The 17,824-nt window shown below is 39.2% G+C and carries 16 protein-coding genes; 8 read left to right on the top strand and 8 right to left on the bottom strand.

What is annotated here, in order from left to right; translation table 11 throughout:
* Window positions 1-2: 2 nt before the first annotated feature.
* Genes QZ738_RS09465 through QZ738_RS09475 form a run of 3 tightly spaced genes read right to left on the bottom strand, consistent with a single transcriptional unit; the run spans window position 3 to window position 5,206 of the window.
* On the bottom strand, window positions 3-1,118 hold the full coding sequence (locus tag QZ738_RS09465; RefSeq protein WP_293786897.1) for a phosphoadenosine phosphosulfate reductase family protein: 1,116 nt from the start codon (window positions 1,116-1,118) through the stop codon (window positions 3-5).
* Window positions 1,102-4,338, bottom strand: a complete 3,237-nt coding sequence (locus QZ738_RS09470) for a hypothetical protein (protein ID WP_293786899.1) — start codon at window positions 4,336-4,338, stop codon at window positions 1,102-1,104. Before QZ738_RS09470 ends, QZ738_RS09465 begins: the two co-directional genes overlap by 17 nt.
* Window positions 4,331-5,206 carry a DUF4007 family protein gene (locus QZ738_RS09475; RefSeq protein WP_293786901.1) on the bottom strand — a complete coding sequence of 292 codons (876 nt, stop codon included), beginning with the start codon at window positions 5,204-5,206 and terminating at the stop codon, window positions 4,331-4,333. The genes QZ738_RS09470 and QZ738_RS09475 overlap by 8 nt, the downstream gene beginning before the upstream one ends.
* Before the next feature lie 476 nt (window positions 5,207-5,682).
* Between QZ738_RS09475 and QZ738_RS21310 the strand changes: the two genes are divergently transcribed.
* The 4 genes from QZ738_RS21310 (at window position 5,683) to QZ738_RS09490 (ending at window position 10,564) form a co-directional block, all read left to right on the top strand.
* Complete coding sequence (locus QZ738_RS21310; protein WP_367268579.1) at window positions 5,683-5,856, top strand: HNH endonuclease domain-containing protein; 174 nt, start codon at window positions 5,683-5,685, stop codon at window positions 5,854-5,856.
* Complete coding sequence (locus QZ738_RS09480) at window positions 5,808-6,044, top strand: hypothetical protein (protein WP_293786903.1); 237 nt, start codon at window positions 5,808-5,810, stop codon at window positions 6,042-6,044. Before QZ738_RS21310 ends, QZ738_RS09480 begins: the two co-directional genes overlap by 49 nt.
* A gap of 693 nt (window positions 6,045-6,737) precedes the next feature.
* On the top strand, window positions 6,738-10,121 hold the full coding sequence (locus tag QZ738_RS09485) for a gliding motility-associated C-terminal domain-containing protein (RefSeq protein ID WP_293786905.1): 3,384 nt from the start codon (window positions 6,738-6,740) through the stop codon (window positions 10,119-10,121).
* A 5-nt stretch (window positions 10,122-10,126) separates the two neighbouring features.
* Window positions 10,127-10,564, top strand: coding sequence for an HNH endonuclease domain-containing protein (locus tag QZ738_RS09490; protein WP_293786907.1), 438 nt, complete (start codon window positions 10,127-10,129; stop codon window positions 10,562-10,564).
* On the opposite strand, the gene QZ738_RS09495 is transcribed toward QZ738_RS09490, so the two are convergent.
* Complete coding sequence (locus QZ738_RS09495) at window positions 10,493-11,116, bottom strand: hypothetical protein (protein ID WP_293786909.1); 624 nt, start codon at window positions 11,114-11,116, stop codon at window positions 10,493-10,495. The two genes, QZ738_RS09490 and QZ738_RS09495, sit on opposite strands and share 72 nt — an antisense overlap.
* 180 nt (window positions 11,117-11,296) lie before the next feature.
* Between QZ738_RS09495 and QZ738_RS21315 the strand changes: the two genes are divergently transcribed.
* From QZ738_RS21315 to QZ738_RS09505, 3 genes are all read left to right on the top strand, one after another.
* Entirely contained in the window at window positions 11,297-11,533 is a 237-nt protein-coding gene (locus QZ738_RS21315; RefSeq protein ID WP_367268576.1) for an SMI1/KNR4 family protein, read from the top strand.
* Window positions 11,521-11,769: a hypothetical protein gene (locus QZ738_RS09500; RefSeq protein ID WP_293786911.1), complete on the top strand. Its 249-nt coding sequence runs from the start codon at window positions 11,521-11,523 to the stop codon at window positions 11,767-11,769. The genes QZ738_RS21315 and QZ738_RS09500 overlap by 13 nt, the downstream gene beginning before the upstream one ends.
* Before the next feature lie 247 nt (window positions 11,770-12,016).
* Complete coding sequence (locus tag QZ738_RS09505) at window positions 12,017-12,883, top strand: hypothetical protein (RefSeq protein WP_293786913.1); 867 nt, start codon at window positions 12,017-12,019, stop codon at window positions 12,881-12,883.
* Window positions 12,884-13,130: 247 nt separating this feature from the next.
* On the opposite strand, the gene QZ738_RS09510 is transcribed toward QZ738_RS09505, so the two are convergent.
* From QZ738_RS09510 to QZ738_RS09520, 3 genes are all read right to left on the bottom strand, one after another.
* Entirely contained in the window at window positions 13,131-13,562 is a 432-nt protein-coding gene (locus QZ738_RS09510) for a hypothetical protein (protein WP_293786915.1), read from the bottom strand.
* A gap of 143 nt (window positions 13,563-13,705) precedes the next feature.
* On the bottom strand, window positions 13,706-14,089 hold the full coding sequence (locus QZ738_RS09515; protein ID WP_293786917.1) for a hypothetical protein: 384 nt from the start codon (window positions 14,087-14,089) through the stop codon (window positions 13,706-13,708).
* A gap of 141 nt (window positions 14,090-14,230) precedes the next feature.
* Complete coding sequence (locus QZ738_RS09520; RefSeq protein ID WP_293786919.1) at window positions 14,231-14,731, bottom strand: DUF6252 family protein; 501 nt, start codon at window positions 14,729-14,731, stop codon at window positions 14,231-14,233.
* 190 nt (window positions 14,732-14,921) lie between these two features.
* Here QZ738_RS09520 and QZ738_RS09525 point away from each other — a divergent pair, with 190 nt between their 5' ends.
* The gene (locus QZ738_RS09525; RefSeq protein ID WP_293786955.1) at window positions 14,922-15,212 is read left to right on the top strand and encodes a S24 family peptidase; all 291 of its coding nucleotides are present in this window, start codon (window positions 14,922-14,924) and stop codon (window positions 15,210-15,212) included.
* Between the two features lie 484 nt (window positions 15,213-15,696).
* Here the strand turns inward: QZ738_RS09525 and QZ738_RS09530 are convergent, their stop codons facing one another.
* A complete protein-coding gene (locus QZ738_RS09530; RefSeq protein ID WP_293786921.1) occupies window positions 15,697-17,373 on the bottom strand; it encodes a hypothetical protein in 1,677 nt (558 codons plus the stop codon).
* Window positions 17,374-17,824 lie beyond the last annotated feature (451 nt).

A 17,824-nucleotide genomic window follows, 5' to 3' on the forward strand; every position in this document is an offset into this window, starting at 1 on the left:
AATTATACAAAACAGGCTAAACAGCCTTCTTCCTCTGCATCCAATATATCAATAAGTTTGTTAGAGCGATAATTTTGAGCAGCGTTTTGTTGTTTGGTTAAAAATTCTTCTTTTATCTGTTTAATCCTTTCCGGATTGATCAATTCTTCTAAACGTTCATCTTGCATCCAGGTGTAACCATCTTTTTCATACTCAACCGCTAAAAAGAACTTAGCCGGATTTTGTTCGTATAGCCAAACCCATTCTATTTTACGTTGGAAAAAGCAAAAGAAACAACCGGAGCGACTGCGGTTGTATTTACCTATTTGCCCGTTTACCTCATAAGGGATTTCCTCATAGTAGGCTGGTACGCCTACACCACTTTCGCGCAAGATTCTAAAAATATCATCACGAATGAGTATGGACTCGTTATCCAATAAAGGAAAATCATCTACCAATGCAATAGGCAACTGGCTATCTTTTAATGATTGAAAAGTCACATGATTAAATTCTTTAATACCTAAGCCCATCAAGGCCTTTAACTTTTGGTTTTGACTGTAAGATAAGGATAATGGGGTTTTAATAATGTCTGCAGCACGCTGGTAGAGGTTCGAAGTTAAAAACTCTTTATACAGACTTAAAAGCTTTTGCTGGTTGTCGTTTTTTAATACTTTGCCAATTACCTCTTCACTCCAGATATTTTCTCTAAATGGAAAGATAGACTGTACATGTGGTTTAGTGGAAATATACCCTTCACGATCTTCATCGCCACGGATACCCACATAAGAAATTACAGGTGTAGTACCAATATAATTTTCGAAAGGTTCTATCTTTAATTTTTGGGTGCACCAACGGGCATTGGAAGATGGCAAATATCCGCCATATAAATTATGGTAAAAATCGAAAGGATTTCCTTTGTCCCCCTCTTTTGCATATAATTTATGAATGTTTACACCCAATTTAGACTCGAGGTTACGGATAAGCTGGTAAGTTTCTTCCAACTCTTTACCCGTATCGCAGGTGTAAAATTCTATATCCATCTGCGGATACAGCTCTTTCATGTAAATAGCAAGCGCAGCACTGTCTTTGCCTCCTGAAATTCCTAGTACATGCCTTACCTTGTTATTTTCCTTCGTCATCTAAAACTTGTTTGAGCATTTTAGCTAAGATAGCAATTTTTGTACTTTTATTTGCTTTCCCCATTAAATCTGACATTCCGCTTTCTAAATATTGAAATTGAGCATCTGGTGTTTTAGGCATGCGGATAATTTTATGGCTAGCACTGCTGCCAGGTGTAGTGAGTTCAAATTTGAAAACATCTTCCTCTTCAAGATTTACTTTTTGCAAAGCCATATCGTTTAAATTATCCAATTCGTAAATAAGCGAACGGAAACGCTCCTGAAGATTTTCTACTTCTTTATCCGTAATCTGATCGAGTGTTTTGCCTACGGTTGCCTGTGCTACCGAAGATAACCAAGCGGCTCTATCATCTAATGGCGAACATAATCGATCATAGAAGGTCTTCTGGTATGGAAGCAGCAAATATTGCTTGAGCGATTTTTGGTAGCGAGCCCTTAGCTTTTCGGTATAAGTAGTAAAATCATAATCTTCATTCCAGAGGCCATTAATAATCCCCTCGAACTTATTTAGCAATTCATTGTAAGCATTGCGCAGTTCCCGAATGCATTCTTGCAGGTCTGCGTTATAATTGCTTAACAGTTCGGGATTATTGCTTAACTGCACTAAATCATAATTAAGTGCACTAGGGAAATCTTCGAAAAACAATTTCTCTGGCTCGGTTGCATTGGTTAATGCATTCCTAACAGCAAGCGTTCTTTTGCTTAGGTTTTTAGTTTTTTGAACGTAAGGTTTTAAATCTCTATAAAATTTAAAGAAAGGAACAATAGTTTTAATAAATACCTCGTTAGAGGTTCTTTCCGTTTCCCCTAGAGCAAGTAGCGCTCGGTATTGATTAAATAAACGCACTTTGATTCCATCCGTGTCATAAGTTTTTATCGTATATTGATGCGGATTTTTGACCACTAACTCCAATATTTCCGAATCGATTTCAGGGATGAAACCATTGGTACCATACAACGCGAAATCATCAGTTTTCATAATGAGGTAGATTGGAATCCAAAAGTCTAAGAAACCTTTTTTAAGCTTATAAGGGGCTTCTGATAAATGCTCATAGAACTCTGCAATGCTTCTCTTTGCGCCTTTGGTACTGCTTACAAAATGGTTAGATGCAGCAAATAGCGGTATAAAACCATGGTGATCTACAGCAGCATCAGTAATCTCTTTTAAAGCCCAGCCATTTTCTGTAGGTTGATGGATGCCTGTTTGTTTCAACAAGGAAAGGTAAATACTTTTTTGTGGCGGGAAACCTTCGATGCCTAAACCTTCTTCTTTTTCATTCGTTAATATGGCATCAATTAAGGTACGGCGTGAAGATGCGATTGTACCAGATAATTTACTCTTATTAGCTAACTCACTAATGAATTTAGGTGTAAGGGGATAAACCTCATCTGTAATAACTGATAGGAATGCATTAAAATCTTTACTGCTGTTAAACTGCTTTACTTCACCCTTGTAATACCATTTTACAGAGGTAGGATCATAAAAACCTTCATAAAGGTAGTAGTTCAATAGGTTTTTTTGAATTTCCTCTACAGCGCTTAACTCTCTTTGGATAATCTTATCATTAGGATATTTTGCCTTGGCGATTTTAGCTTTTTCAATTTCTTCAATCGCATGTTGAATATCGCCTACCCTTAAAAAATGAGCGTAAAGAATGGCTTGATCGCTCTCAGCTGAAGCTTTTACAATTTCCGATTCTTTAATGTTTTCGTTAAAGATCAAATTAATGAAGCCATCAATTACACCTTTCGGTTTTGATGCGGTATAAGGTGCATCGGAAATTTTATATTCGAATGTTCTTGGTGTACCCTTTTCGTAATAAGCCCTTTTAGCAGCTACTGGAGGCAATGGTAAGTAACCATTTAAGAAACTAACAATGTTGTTGGCCCTGCTAATTTCTAGTCCTGCTTCGGCTATCGCGTCATCAATATTTACGATGGTGGTCTCAGAATAAAAGAAACGATGTGAATATTTATTATAGGCGAGCAGATTTTTGCGTTGAAGATTCAATAAAGCATCTGCAGCGCCTGTAAGTTTACCAGTTAATTCGATATAGGCTACCAAAAATTTGTCATCTAGCTTGGCACCAGCGTGACTGAATATATTTAGTAGCCCAATGGTTTTAATAATGGTTTGGTAAAGAATGTGGTCTTGTTCTTCTACTTCACCTTCCACTCTTTCCAAAGCATTTTTAATTTCTGCCCATTTGCTGTAATGGATGTTTGCTTTTGAGTTTAAGTAAGAATATAAATTGTAATTCAGGTAATCGTACACATTTGATACGGCGTAGAAGTTTTGGCGTTTTGAGTCAAACTCATCCAAGCCGTAAAAACTGTCGGTATTTAAAAAGGTAAACAGTGAACGTTCATTTTGTCCATATTGTTGTAATGCCAAAGCTAAGATGCTGCCTGATAACAGATCTAACGGATAAATGCTATTGGCAATTTTTTGATCGAAATAAGCTTTAAGTGAAAAAGCTTTTGCCGAAGCGATGATTTCGATTAAACTTTCAATGTTCTTAATTTCACCTGCGCCAGGTGAAGCAGCAATTCTTTTACTTGCCAGTAAAAGCAACTGCTCTACTGGCTCATTAAAGGTTAGCTCTTTAAAACGACCTTTAACTTTAGTCCACTCATTGCGTTGCGTAGCATTTAAGCTGGCTGCGTAAGCAGAAAAATCTTGGTGTAAGGTAGTAATGAATGCAGCCTCATATTCGGTATTGTTAATTAACTCTGCAACTTGTTGTAAGAAGTAAAGCTCTTTTTCTGCTCCATTAGCCGAGGCATATTCTAAGAACTTTCCAAACTCATCAATGATGAAGAATAACCCTCTACCTTCGGAATTAGATGCCTTAATCAGGCTCTCCAATTCATTGATCAGCACAGATGGCTTGTTGCTTGAAGAACCTATAACATGGGCAACATTATCGATAATAGAGTCGTAGTTGCCAACAAGCTTGATGAAATCAAATCGTTTATATTTCTTCCAATTTTTAGTGTCGACAAAAACTTTTTCTTCGTTTAAATGATAATTTAAAGCATTTAGGAAAGTTGATTTCCCCGTGCCGTAAGCGCCGATTAAATTAATAGACCTTACACCAGATGCATAATTGCTAATTAAGGCGTCAAATACCTCTTGGGTATTGGGCGTTATGATATAATCTGCAACATCAAAGTTGTTCAGTAATATATTTTGAGAAGGTGAAAAATGCTTAACCATAATATTGATTTAATACCTCCCACTTATTCATTTCTTGTTTAATTTGTAGTACCCTATTTCCTGCTGTTTCGTTATAGTTAAAATCATTAGGCCAGATGCTAGCCAACTCCATTAACTTTTCCTCCAATCCTTTTTCTGTCATGCAGAATATGTTTCCTGGGGAATTCACCCCTTCCAATAAATCTTTAAATGATATTGACTTTGCATCCGTTCCGTAAGTATCGAGAATGGTAAATACTAAAATCTCTTGTGGGAGATCATCTCTGCTTTCTCTCATTACCCTAAACCATTGCACTGATGTTTTTCCATCTAAGGCTACTCTGGTAAATGGGCGAATTAGATTTAACTCTACTAAAAGATTTGCTGTTTCTTCTTCTACATCGGCTTTGCCATCGTTAGACCTATTGTAAGTCCGTAAGAAAACATTAGCATCAGCATCATATGTTTTATCGCTGAAGTGTTTAAAGCCACTTTCTTCTGTTTTACGTTTTAAATAAGCAATTAATTGAGGTTTAGTAAACTCATTTTTTTCTTTCAAAAACTGGTTGAAGAAAGTTTTAAAAATAAAAAGTTTTTCGTTTTTAATAGCTGCATAATGCAAAAGCCATAAACTTGCAGTATCTTCCAAATAAGGATCATAACGTTCGAGAAGATTCCTACCAAGTTCAGTAATTTGGTCCGCCTCGTCAATAATATTAAATCCACGTAACCAAAATTTAATGGCGGTCGTCATATTCTTACCCACCCCTAAATGCACTACGGCATCCTCATCGTTAAACGATCTATTTGCTAATATATGCTCGTAACCTTTCTTTAGCCAGAACTGGCGGCAAACAAAGGTTTCGTGGCCACTAAAACTTATTTTCATTCGAAATCAATAATTGAACGCTAAAAATATATCTGCTGTCACCTTCCAAATATTGTTTAGGTTAGCGTATTTATACTATTAAAGTAATACAAAAATCGGTAAAATCTTAGATGTAAACAGCTAAAAATATTCACATATTCTAAACCTGAGCCCAAACAACACTAAGCGAGGCAATTAGTGTTAATAACAATACCCCCCCCAAACAAATTTCAACTCAAGTTCTTTCAGCACCTCCAATCCCATGTTGACGATGATCCGTGAAATTTCACTCCACTCTTCAGCAGTACTCCTAATATTCACACAACCTCACTAATCCATAAATCCATATTAAGAATACTTAAACAGCGGTCCAACCAGACATCCCAAATAAACTGATCAAACCTGCACGCCGGAACAGCCTGCTCAACCAGCGTAAATTCTGGAACAGGGTTTTAGACCATACCGGCCCGCTTGAATGTATATATACGCGTAAAAAACTGGTACATGGCAGCTTTGCGGTTGAACATTTTATCCCCTACGCCTTTGTATCGCATGATCTGATCTGGAACCTGATCCCGGCCGATCCATCATTCAACAGCCGGAAGAATAATAAACTCCCAGGATGGAAGATTACTTTGACGGATATTACCGGCTGCAAAAAACAACTATAGAAGTGATGACGGAGAACTATCCAAATGAACCCATGATGGAGGATTACCTGAGCCTGTTACCGAATGCCAATGCGCAGCAATTAACTGAAGTAGATTTAAGAAAAAGGTTTTTAGAGAATATACAGCCGCTGCTTACCATTGCGAATGATAATGGGTTTGAATATATGAGGAGGTTTTTGCAGCCATAACCTGGCTAAATAACGACATTATTTTTTCCAATACAGGGTTAACCCGATCCGATAAGTGCCGGCACCAAATATCATATTCAGATTGGCATGTACTGCATCAGCTACGCAAAGCGTATGCTGATTGAGAGAGTCAAAGTATTTCAGAACCAGATATCCTATATAACCTACAAACCCTAAACTTCAACTACCCTTGTTCGACCTTGCAAGGCGTTTCTTATTCTTAAAATATATAATAAGGTTTGCACCACTAAGTAAACACACAAAAACTACTGATAATTCGAGCAGCTCACATTTTTCAAATGATTCTTTCCATTCCACTACTTTGGGGCCCCACTTGCGGAAATATTCCTCTTTGTTGATCGAGTGGCTTTTCAGTTCAGTCCAAAGTTGAAGTCTATAAACATCAATTTCGCTGTTCTTTTTATAATAATGGTATTAAAAGCCACATAGCGGCAAGCACAAGGCTATTAAACATAGCTGTATTTTACGATGGACTGCTTTTGTCATCTGAGATAGTTGATTTTTGCAAAGGTAAATAATCGTAGTTTATCTCCCCAACATCAACCATCCTTGCTCCATTGCCTGGCCGGTTCTTCTGCATAACCCAAAAAAAAGGGCCCTTTAACACATTTCTTCTGGTAAAAAAGGTTAAATTCTGCTACATTTGCTTTATTAACAAACTGCGCCCTCACCATGTTCCGATTACTGTTCTTGTTGTTATTCTTATCAACCTTTGGTGTGGTCCATGCGGAGATATTTACGGTGAGCAGTCAACTCGACGGCGGGCCTGGCACGTTTAGAGAAGCTTTAGAAAAAGCGGGTGCCAATGGAAGTGCTGAAACTGACTATATACATTTTGCGGCTACAGCCAGGCTCATTAGTTTGAAATCGCCACTAATACTTTCTTCTCATCTTGTTATTGACGGGACTACCCTGCCGGGTGCGGCGTTTGGTTTATCTGATGCCAAAGTAACGATCGAAACCGTGATTCCCTATACCGATTATACGGAACGAACGGCGCTGAAAGGGACTGCTATTAACCATCTTGAAATTTATGGTTTAAGTTTTTCAAATTTTTCGGCTGCAGGCCGTGGCGCTAGCCCGATCTATATTGCACAAGGTACCAATATTACCATTGGAGCTGTTGGAAAGGGTAATATTTTCTTAACCTGCGATTATGATGTTTACTTGTTTAAATGTAAAACCATTAAAGTTTCGGCCAATTGGTTTGGTATTGCAGCAGATAAAAAAACAGCGGCTGGCCCTGCCTTTGGTGGTACGCTTAATTTTAGGTTATGTGATGATATAATGGTTGGAGGCGACACGAAGGAGGAAGGAAACCTCTGGGGTTTTCGGGATTATGGGGTGATGATATCGGGTATTAACCCCACTACACAAGCTGTAGAGGCTACAGGCGAGAAGTGTATTGTTAAAAACAACAGTTTTGGGGTAGAGAGTGTAGGTATTGGTGCCCGCGGATATATTCAGGATTTTAGAAATGTAGCACTCATCAATAATACCTTTTTGGGGAGTGGTGGTTTCGATTTCAAAAATATCTACAATTCTGGAAAGATACAGGGAAACCGGATGGGGATACGAAGTGATGGAAGCAAATCGTATGTTTACAGTACAATAGGCTTGGAAAACTGTTCCAATATGATTATTGGCGGGAAAAATCCTGGTGAAGAAAATGTAATGGCCAACCGGGTGAGCTTTGGTCCGGGAACACCTGGCGTAAGTGCTAGTAACTGCGGCGACATATTATTGCAACGAAATGCAATTTATTGTATTTCATCCATGCCCATTACCTATAAATCAGAAAAATCGAAAGTTGAAATCCCGGTTATTAAAATTGATGAATACGATAATGGTACTTTAAAGGGAACCGCTACGCCTGATGCAGAGATTGAAGTGTTTTCGGATGGAGAATGTTACCAGTGTGATGCAAAGAAATATTTAGGGAGTACTTTTGCTGATGCGCAGGGAAACTGGAAGATGACCATTCCGCCCAATGTAGGCTTTACGGCATCGGCTACGTTAAATAACCGTACCTCAGAGTTTTTAGGGATGAGTTTACAAATGGGCAACTACATTATTAAACAGCCTACCTGCGGACAGGCAAATGGTTCAATTACCGGAATTGTGGTACAGGGTGCTACAGCCATTGAATGGCGGAACGCAGAAAAAAAGTTAGTGGGTACCAATGCCGATTTAAAAGGCCTGCTGCCTGGAACCTATTCTTTTACTGCATTTTTGGGTACGGCCTGTAAAACACAAACTTCTACCTGGGAGCTAAAAGATATTACGCCACAGTTGTATACCGATTTGATGAAAATACAACCTGCTACCTGTAGCCTGGAAAACGGAGGAATTAGCAATGTTTTTTTATCAAATCTGGAAACCGCAAAAACGAAGTTTGTTAGCTGGTTAAATGATGCAGATGAGGTTAAGGGAACTGCGCTTGCTTTACAAAATGTAAAAGGGGGTAATTACAGGCTGAAAGTGGTTACCACCGATGATTGTACAGTTGTTTTTGGCCCCTTTAATATCCCTGCGGAAGGGGCTCCGGTTGCAGACCTTAGAAAAATGCTGACTGAACATGCAGATTGTGATCGCAAAAATGGCAGCATAACAGGTTTAATTGCTTCGGGAAAAGGAGCCATAACCTTTATATGGAGAAATGAAAAGCAGGATATTGTGGGTGTTGAGGCGGATTTACGCGGAGTACCTGCTGGTAAATATACCGTTGAAGTTAAAGATCAGGGTACTTGCGGATCACTTTTTTATTCCTTTATCATCGAGGAAAAAAATGGAATAACGGTTGATGATTCGGCATACGATTTAAGAAATGCAGGATGTACAACCAATGATGGCTGGATAAAAAACCTGAAGATTAGTTCTTCTGATCGGTTAACCTACAGGTGGACAAATGATGCTGGATTGGATGTTGGCCATCAACTAGACGTTGTAAACCTTTCGCCAGGTAAGTATAAATTAACCATTGCAAATACTTACTGTATTAAAACGCTGGAGTATAACATCATCAGGCAAAGTGCAAAGATTTTTCCGGAACTGACTTACAAGATTACAGATGCCGCATGTGGTGAAGATTCGGGTATGATCACGGTTCAAACTTCGGGTATTGATGCAGGAACAAAACTGCGGTGGACGGATGCAACAGGCGCTACCATTGGCCGTACAAATACAATAATGGGATTGAAAACCGGTAAATACAGTTTGTTTTTAACGGATGAAAAAGAGTGTGAACAACATTATAAAGACTACACAGTTTTGCGTATTGAACCCTTGGTGATGGATTTAGCTGAGGTAAATAACCAGGCCGACCATTGCGCCATGGGCCTTGGAGCGATTAGTAATATTATGATTAAGGGCGGGGTTGCACCTTATCAGTACGAGTGGCTGAACAACCGAGAAGAGGTTGTGGGCAGGCTGCCAATATTAGCAAATGTACCATACGGATTTTATAAACTCAGGGTAACTGATAACAGCGGTAGCAGCTGTAATTTTGTAGAAAAAGGATTTGTAATAAACAATATTGGAGAGGAGATTGAAGCACCAGCAGTAGCTGATGTTAAGCTGTGTAGCGAGGGCGAGGGAACTATCAGGGTGTTAAACCCTGTTGCAGGCAACTATAAACTTTATCAGTTTGAAACTGGCGGCCAGGCATTGATGGAAAACAATACGGGTTTATTTACATTGGAAATGGTAAAATCTAAATCGTATTTCGTGAGTTTGGCTAATGGAAATTGTGAAAGCAAACGTACTGCAGTGCCGGTTACTTTTGCCGATAAAGCGGTAGATGTTCCTTCATCGTTTTCACCAAATGGTGATGGGGCGAATGATACCTGGATAATTAAGAATATTGAGCAGTATCCTCAAGCCATAATAAAGGTTTATAACCGTTTAGGTAATGTGGTATTTAATAGCAGGGGTTATGGAATCCCATTTGATGGGCAAAGTAATGGTAAAATCCTTCCTGTGGGGGTATATTACTATACTATTCAGCTGGCTACAAACTGTAAAAGTATTTCTGGTAGTTTGATGATGATGAGGTAGGCCGTATGAGTAATTGGATTGTTGTGAGCGCTTCAAAAGGCTTTTTTTTTAAAAAAAAGCTTGCTCTGGTTCTTCGTCAAAAAGAACTTGCAAAGGGCAATTTTGCCGTTGAACATTTCATTCCCTATGCCTTTGTGTCGCATGATCTGATCTGGAACCTGATCCCGGCCGATCCATCATTCAACAGCCGGAAGAATAATAAACTACCCAGGATGGAGGATTACTTTGACGGGTACTACCTGCTGCAAAAAACGGCTATCGAAGTGATGGCGGAAAACCACCCCAACAAACCCATAATGGAAGATTACCTGAGCCTGTTCCCGAATGCCAATGCGCAGCAATTAACTGAAGTAGATTTAAGAAAAAGGTTTTTAGAGAATATACAGCCCTTGCTTACCATTGCGAATAATAATGGGTTTGAATATATGAGGGGGTTTCTGTAGCGGTAAACTGGCTAAACACCATGTTATTTTTTCCAATAGAGGGTTAACCTGATCCGATAGGTACGGCCCCAGGTACCATACTAAGATAGTATGCACCGCATCAGTTTCCCAAAGTGTGTTTTGATTGAAGTAGCTTTGCCCCTCAAAAGGAACCGTCTTCGGCTTTTCATCAACCTGGTTAGGTTTACCGAATGTTTTAATAAGCTGTTCCCTAATGCACACATATTCGCCCAGGTAGATTTCCAATTTTCCACTCTGTTCTTTCCGGCTCTCTAGTACTTCTTTCAGGTCTGCATAACGGGCCATCTCCCAATCATAAGAAACTAAATGCAACAACGAATCTTGGGGCGTGTAAAAATACTCTGCATAGACCGGAAGCTTACCTACTGCCTTACGCTGTACAATAATGGGGTTTGCCGTTTGATAACGATCTGCAAGAGGATAATACTCCTTAGAAAGTGACACATTATAGGAAAGAGATTTCGCATCAGGATCAAGCTCATTGATCAAAGTATTAAAAAATTCTACTCCCGGAACGATCAAAGATGGCAAATTATCATAAAAAGAGGTTATGCATACAATGTATATTATGTTATGGAAAATAATTATATTGTTGATGATTATTAGTGGAATAAGGATCCGGCTAAATACCCTTAAAGGACATCAATTTGGTATTCATGGACAAAAGCCTCACCTAGAGTCTTGCTCCAATAAAATAAGTAAATTTGTGATATGATTAATTTCTCATTTTTAAATGAATATAGGGTTCAATCCGAAACCCAAGATAACGACTTGAATAATATATTTTACCCATTAACTGAGGATGATATTAAAAATGCAGAAGCTGAATTTGGATATGAGTTACCGAAGGAGTTAAAAGACTTTTACCTGCAGATTGGCTATGGTTTTTTTCATAAATCGCAAGGGGATATTAATAGGTTGTTAGATACACTTCATTGTATCAGATAAATCTGAAGCGGGATGAATTCGAATTTGATCCGGATTTAGAAGTATATGATGATTTATATAAAGGAGAAAAGGTATTATTTTACGAAGTTAATGAAGGGGTGTATTTAGCTATAGACATAGTTGATGAGAATGGGAAAAATAAAATTTATTATCCAGATGCAATAATAGCTGATTCATTAGAGGACTTTATCAAATCATTTCTAACAAATCCCGGGCTAATTAATCAGTTAGATTAATTGTTTTTTATTTATATATTTTATTGGTCGACCTAAAAAGCGCCGCCTCAAATAAGCGATTTTACAGGAAGACTTAAAGCTATTAGATACATTTTTAAGCAGTAAAAAATCACTCAACAAAACAGTTGAACATGCCTACGGGAATTTATTTTAACAATTTTATGTATTAAATCTGTACAGGCAAATAAAAATCAGACCAGTTATGGAATCCCCCACTCTACCGCATCCTATATAAAAACCTCAGCCCATGAAAAACCTGCAATTGATCCTCACCAAACCGTGCTTACGGCAATGGAGCGAGATTGAGCAGCCAGATGGCAAACATCACTGCAGCAAATGCGCCAAACACATCGTAGACCTCACTACCAAATCTGATACGGAACTGGCAGAATTTTTCAAACATAAAAGCGATAACATATGCGGACGCCTGCTGGCCAGCCAAATGAACCGCAACCTGTTAAGCCCCCCTGCAAAGATAGGTTGGCAATGGCTCATGCCGCTTGCCCTGGCCGCAATGGCCGTTAGCCCGGCCCGGGCACAAAAAACAAAACCATTAATGGTACAAACCGAAGGGCAGCACAAAGCAGCCAATGAAACCACACCATCACCGGCCAGCCTCCCCACCTTACCAGTCACCATAAAAGGAACCGTAGTTGACCAGGCAAATGGCAAAGCACTCGCCCACGTTAAAGTAAGAAAGATAGGAGAAGAAGATGCATTGGCGATAACGGATTCCCTTGGCAGATTTGGGCTAAACCTGGATGATCCCGACAGGTTATCTAAATTCATATTCAACCTGCCAGGTTACGCCCCCATGGAGACCTATCTGAATGATAACATGGTGATCAACTTGATCGCTGAGAAAAGGATCATGCTCGGCGGTATATCGACAATTTCGCTGAACAGATCACCGCTTTATCTGATCAAGGCCGGTAATAAGCGCTGTACAATTGAAGCCTCGAAATTAAGTGAGCTATCGCCGGACTGGATTGAAAGTATTGAAGTAATGAAGGATGCAAAGGATACGGCGGTGTACGGCGCGAAAGGCGCTAACGGGGTGATCTTGATCGAAATCAAAAAAGCCTACAGGAAAAAGATCAGGTTTTCAGAATGAACACGGCCCGATAATCGGCCAGGTACCCTTCGTCAATATTAAGGTTCAATCATAGCCCAAACGAGCATAAAAAAAACGGTAACAAATCTCCCCCCGTTTCACTTACTGTACTGCCTGCGCCATCACCTATCCGGTTCAACCATCAGTTGAAAACGCAAAAAAAAGATCATTTGGCGATGTCTTTTTTTAAAAATAACGGAGCAATTGCAATCCGGCAGATCGGCCAGGTGGCTTACCTTGCTGATATTTAGAAAAAGATATCTATGTAGTCCGTTGTTATGCCATCGCAATTCAGCATTTGCTGTAAGCGCCAGTATTTTCGCTTTCCGGAAGCTTTGAATACCGCAAGCCCATTGCTTTCGCAAGGTTGCCCACTATTGATATCCGCTATCCTTGATACGATTTTACCATTGAATTTAAGCAGCCGCCCCACTACCATAAAAGTTCCTTTGATAGTGACATATTCATTTTTAGTTTTATCCCTTTGCTCGCCTTCGATACTGTACTCATTTTTCCCTATCGATTTTATGATTACTTTTCCAGGCTTGTTATCCTTCTCAAAAGTAATCCATTGAATGGTAAATGCGTGAGGTCCGGTCCTTACTTTACCCGGATTTTCCTGATAAGCAGAACTGAATAAAGGTGCTATCAGTAAAATGATATATGCTATATTGCTCATTTTGTTCGATATTGATCGTTTAATATTATTTAACATATTATAAATACAAAAACAAACCTCTTTAGATTTATTTTTGTATAATCTGTTTATGTCCATCTTTTTTAACGCATAGAAACTCATCAACCCGCGCTAAGCGCATCGCTTCATAATGTACTATAGTTATAGTGCAAAAGCACAAATGGCATTGCCAGATGATCTGCAACATATGAATTGATGGTAGTATTTAGCGAAGCGGGTTGAGAGAAGCTGACCTGATAATTATATTGTGAGGTGAGTAATGTGGCATATATGCTCCTCCAATCTGTAATGGAGACCCTGTTACTGTCTAACAACACCGAACCATCATAATTATCCATATTCAGGAACTCTATACCGTAGTCGAGTAAGATACCGGTAGTTGCTTCGCCGCGATTTAGGTGTTGAAAAATAAAGTTATGCCTGTTGGCAAGTTCGTTAGGCGTGTCTTGAGCTGAGCATAAACTCAAGGAAAGCGAGAACAGCAGGGAAAGAAAAGGTGACTTAAGCATTGTTTGTAAAGATTGAGAGGGTTAATGATTAATTGATCCGATAATCCGATCTTTGACTGATTTAGATGGAATATCAGGTATTTGTTAATCGATAGCTTCTAAAGAGAACAGATTTGTTTGATAGCCTTGGTACAAATGGCTCTAATTAGTAAATTTAACATCAAAGCGCCCATCCGTTATAGAAACGGTTTTTCCGGCCTTTTCATTTTTTGCAGTAAAATAGAAACGTCCGGAAACGATATTATTAGCAACATCGTATTTGGTAATCGTTATTTTGCCTGCAACAGCTTTATAATCGAGATCGGGGTTACTATACCCCATTTCTGACGTAATCGCGTATTCGCCTACCGCGGTCATATTCCTAACCGGAAGGCCAATAGCTTCATTTGAACTCTTTTTTATTGACCGTAGATTGAGTATTTGGTATTGCAGGGAAGCTGTTATTGCCGGGAGCCCAAAAACACCATCAGGTATGTAAGCCTTACCGTCAATTAAACAGCCGAATGTATTAGCCCCGGTTTGTGTTTCGGCAGGGAGTTCTTCATTTTTGACAGGGTTAATTCTCTTTTTACAGGACGAGAAACTGAAAATGATTAGGAGTACTAAAAAAAAGCTGTTGGCCAGCTTGATGAGAGCTTTCATAAATTGTAGATGTGAGCGTGAAGTTTTCTATAGCTAACCTACGTTATTTAGTGGATATAATCAAAAATTGCTTGAATTGCTTTTTTAGTGGTTTTGACCTGTAAAGTTATGATGTATGTTTAGAGAACTAGATTTACACCAGAACGATACATTGGATACACTTCACAATCCCGGACGCGTTTAGGGCTTCATATCCCCTGCCGAGGACTACAAACAGCGGAGGTTACATATTGCCCAGAGTATAGTAAACGATCCGACCAATACATTTTACTTTGAGTACGATGACGACCACAGGCGGTATTTTGGCATTATGAAAGGCAGTATCATTGTAGTGGATAAATCTGTTCAGGTTACATCCGGGATGTTAATTGTTTGTGCTATAGATGGTGAATGGCTCACCAGAAAGTTATGCATTAAAGGAGATAATACTTATCTATGCCTCAATGATACAATGGATGCCTGTTTAAACATCACCGGGTGAAACGTTACCGTATTTGGCGCCGTTACCTGGACCTGCCTGCCCCATTGCGGTTTCCACACTCAGGAAGCCTAACCGTGATTCGGATTTGCTCCTACCATTGAAGACCGGGGATGAGGTTTAGCATCAGGCAAGCTTTTTCATCGTGTTTTATTTACCCAACCAACACACCTATATCGCACCGATTTGATCAAAACTACCTTCAGCGATCAGATGAAGTGGTGAATCATTTGTGGTATAAAAATATGCTGCATAAACCGGGAGCATGCCAACCGCACTTATCAACCGCCATTTCCTCGAAACGGCGGTTAAAGAATGATTTCACCAAAGATTGTTAAAATTAAGCTATTCACAATTACTGATCAATTTCACCTCCCTATCGCCAAGCTGCCCTTTCGGGCTCAACCTGATGATCCATTACCGGTTTACGAGAACTGGAAGCAGTGAGGAGAAAAACTGGAAATAAATAGCTTTTATCACGTTTCTTTTAATAGTTTCCGGTTGAGATCTTACTGCCATGCCACTGCCCGTTACGTTTTACAATACCGTACATCAGGGTTTTAAATTCCTGTGGCTTTTTTAAAGAACTTGGTGAAGTACTAGGTGATACATGGCCATTGCCATCGATATTGAAACCAATCTGGAAACCCCAGTCGAAAGTTTTATGAACATCATCGGTGTTGTACTGATGATTGTAAAATGTTTTCGCCACCATCAGTTTACCTAAAGGAGCGGCATTATAGGAAAAAGTAATGTTGTTATCAGGCTTAGGTTTCCCAAGCGACTGCAGGAAGTTACCTAATTTTGAAACAGTGCCGTTCCAGAACAATTTGTTCAGGTTCTCATGCGATAATGCTTTATTTCCGGCCTGTAAGGCGCCGTAAAGCCCATAATCGATAACATTGTTGGTTGAAGGATAATTGAACGGAAGTATATCTTCAATGTAGAAGTCATCCTTAAAAATGGTAGGATAATTTTGCGTGCTATAGCCGGATATCGAATAAACGCCTGGATAAGAAGAAGCTGTCCAGAAGGTACTCGCATCAAAAATAGTTCTGTTGTTATTGTTGTAGATGGTGGTAATTCTATTCTGAGATGGCGCAGGATTAAAATAGGAAGAGTAATCGTAGAAGAAGGTGCCACAAATAACCCCTAAACGGATTTCATCAACATTTTCTTTTCTCCAGAATCCGGTCCATCCTTTAAATTGGTTTTTAACCTTAACCCCAAGGTTATAGGCCAGGTAATAATTGTAGTTGTATGCTTTAGATTTTACCCTCCTTTTATTTTCATAACGATCTACACACATATCTGAATCTCCAAACAGGCTTTGAAGAAAGGTGGTGTAGGTGCTGCAGGCCGGTAAAGCGTTGATGAAATTTGCCATTTGGATATTAGGATCTGTTACCGGGGGCGAGTTGGTTGAGGTGCCGCCTGAATACCCGCCACCACTGGAAGGCAATGTACCAGGATAGTAGCCGATGCCATCATCTGCAGAAATGGAAGTAACCATCAGCGCAGGCCTTGCGGAAACATAGCTATTCCGTACGCCATCATCCGTGGGGTAAAGTAAATTATCTGCAATCCGCTCCTTTTCGAGATACCTGTTTAAGGCTTCATAATTTTTAGCATTAACGATAAAAATCCCTACATCGGTATATTTATAGATGTCCTCACCAACCTGAATTTCGCCATTACTATTGAGCAATGCAGAAAAGGCATCATCACCTATAATTTCTTCCAGGCCATCAATTTGGTCAATCATCGCATCGATGTTATTGATTGAAGCTTTGGCCCTGGCAGCATTCATATATCTGGAATTCTTTTTCAATTGTTCCAAACGCTCTTTGGTTTTTTGATAAATATCGGCCTCATTCTTTTCTGTAACTATTGGCCTTAACGAGGTAATACCCAGTACATCGATGTAATTGGCTACGGTTTCATCATCAGCATCTTTTAGCTGATCAAATGTTTCCTGCAAAGACTCTTTTGTTGCAAAATAAGCCCTTCCATTATATGATTTTACGTCGCGGAAATGATCAGACGCACCGACCCTGCCTAATTTTCCCGTTTTTAAGTCTGCATCGGTCAGAAGATTATCCTTACACGACAGGAGAACTGTTCCAATAGCGAAAGCTATTACTGTTAATTGTTTTTTCATCATTGGATTTTGTGTTAATTTTTATTTATTGATAGATTGATTTAAAAACTTCCTATTCATATATCCTAAAGGTTTTGTTCTGAATAAAATCATGAATAAATGGGCATCAAGGGATTGATTGCTGACATAACCATCTGAAGTTACCTGTATCTGCTATTGATACAGATGCCAGTTTTTTTTTATGGGAGATGTATCCCTACCACATCATCAATAATGTGGGCGGAACAATCAAAATGATTGGTTTGTAGCCAGTATATTCAGGAATAAAGGAGGTTGGAGCGCGCATAAATTAATAATTTTGTTTACATGCAATGTATATAAATAATACAATTAATACAAGTATTTATTTACGTACAAAAAATAATCTCGTTGGCGTCACTCGTTAGACATTTATGATGCACCTGCTGCAGGCGTGGTTCCGCATTCCCGCACACCAAATTAAAAAAACCTATCT

Origin of the sequence: uncultured Pedobacter sp., assembly GCF_913776295.1 — a bacterium.
Taxonomy (GTDB): Bacteria; Bacteroidota; Bacteroidia; order Sphingobacteriales; family Sphingobacteriaceae; genus Pedobacter.

Coding starts and splice junctions, on each gene's coding strand:
- QZ738_RS09485 (WP_293786905.1), top strand. CDS start 6,738: ATGTTCCGATTACTGTTCTTGTTGTTATTCTTATCAACCTTTGGTGTG.
- QZ738_RS09465 (WP_293786897.1), bottom strand. CDS start 1,118: ATGACGAAGGAAAATAACAAGGTAAGGCATGTACTAGGAATTTCAGGA.
- QZ738_RS09510 (WP_293786915.1), bottom strand. CDS start 13,562: ATGAGCAATATAGCATATATCATTTTACTGATAGCACCTTTATTCAGT.
- QZ738_RS09530 (WP_293786921.1), bottom strand. CDS start 17,373: ATGATGAAAAAACAATTAACAGTAATAGCTTTCGCTATTGGAACAGTT.
- QZ738_RS21315 (WP_367268576.1), top strand. CDS start 11,297: ATGATTAATTTCTCATTTTTAAATGAATATAGGGTTCAATCCGAAACC.
- QZ738_RS09480 (WP_293786903.1), top strand. CDS start 5,808: ATGGAAGATTACTTTGACGGATATTACCGGCTGCAAAAAACAACTATA.
- QZ738_RS09505 (WP_293786913.1), top strand. CDS start 12,017: ATGAAAAACCTGCAATTGATCCTCACCAAACCGTGCTTACGGCAATGG.
- QZ738_RS09515 (WP_293786917.1), bottom strand. CDS start 14,089: ATGCTTAAGTCACCTTTTCTTTCCCTGCTGTTCTCGCTTTCCTTGAGT.
- QZ738_RS09520 (WP_293786919.1), bottom strand. CDS start 14,731: ATGAAAGCTCTCATCAAGCTGGCCAACAGCTTTTTTTTAGTACTCCTA.
- QZ738_RS09490 (WP_293786907.1), top strand. CDS start 10,127: ATGAGTAATTGGATTGTTGTGAGCGCTTCAAAAGGCTTTTTTTTTAAA.
- QZ738_RS09475 (WP_293786901.1), bottom strand. CDS start 5,206: ATGAAAATAAGTTTTAGTGGCCACGAAACCTTTGTTTGCCGCCAGTTC.
- QZ738_RS09470 (WP_293786899.1), bottom strand. CDS start 4,338: ATGGTTAAGCATTTTTCACCTTCTCAAAATATATTACTGAACAACTTT.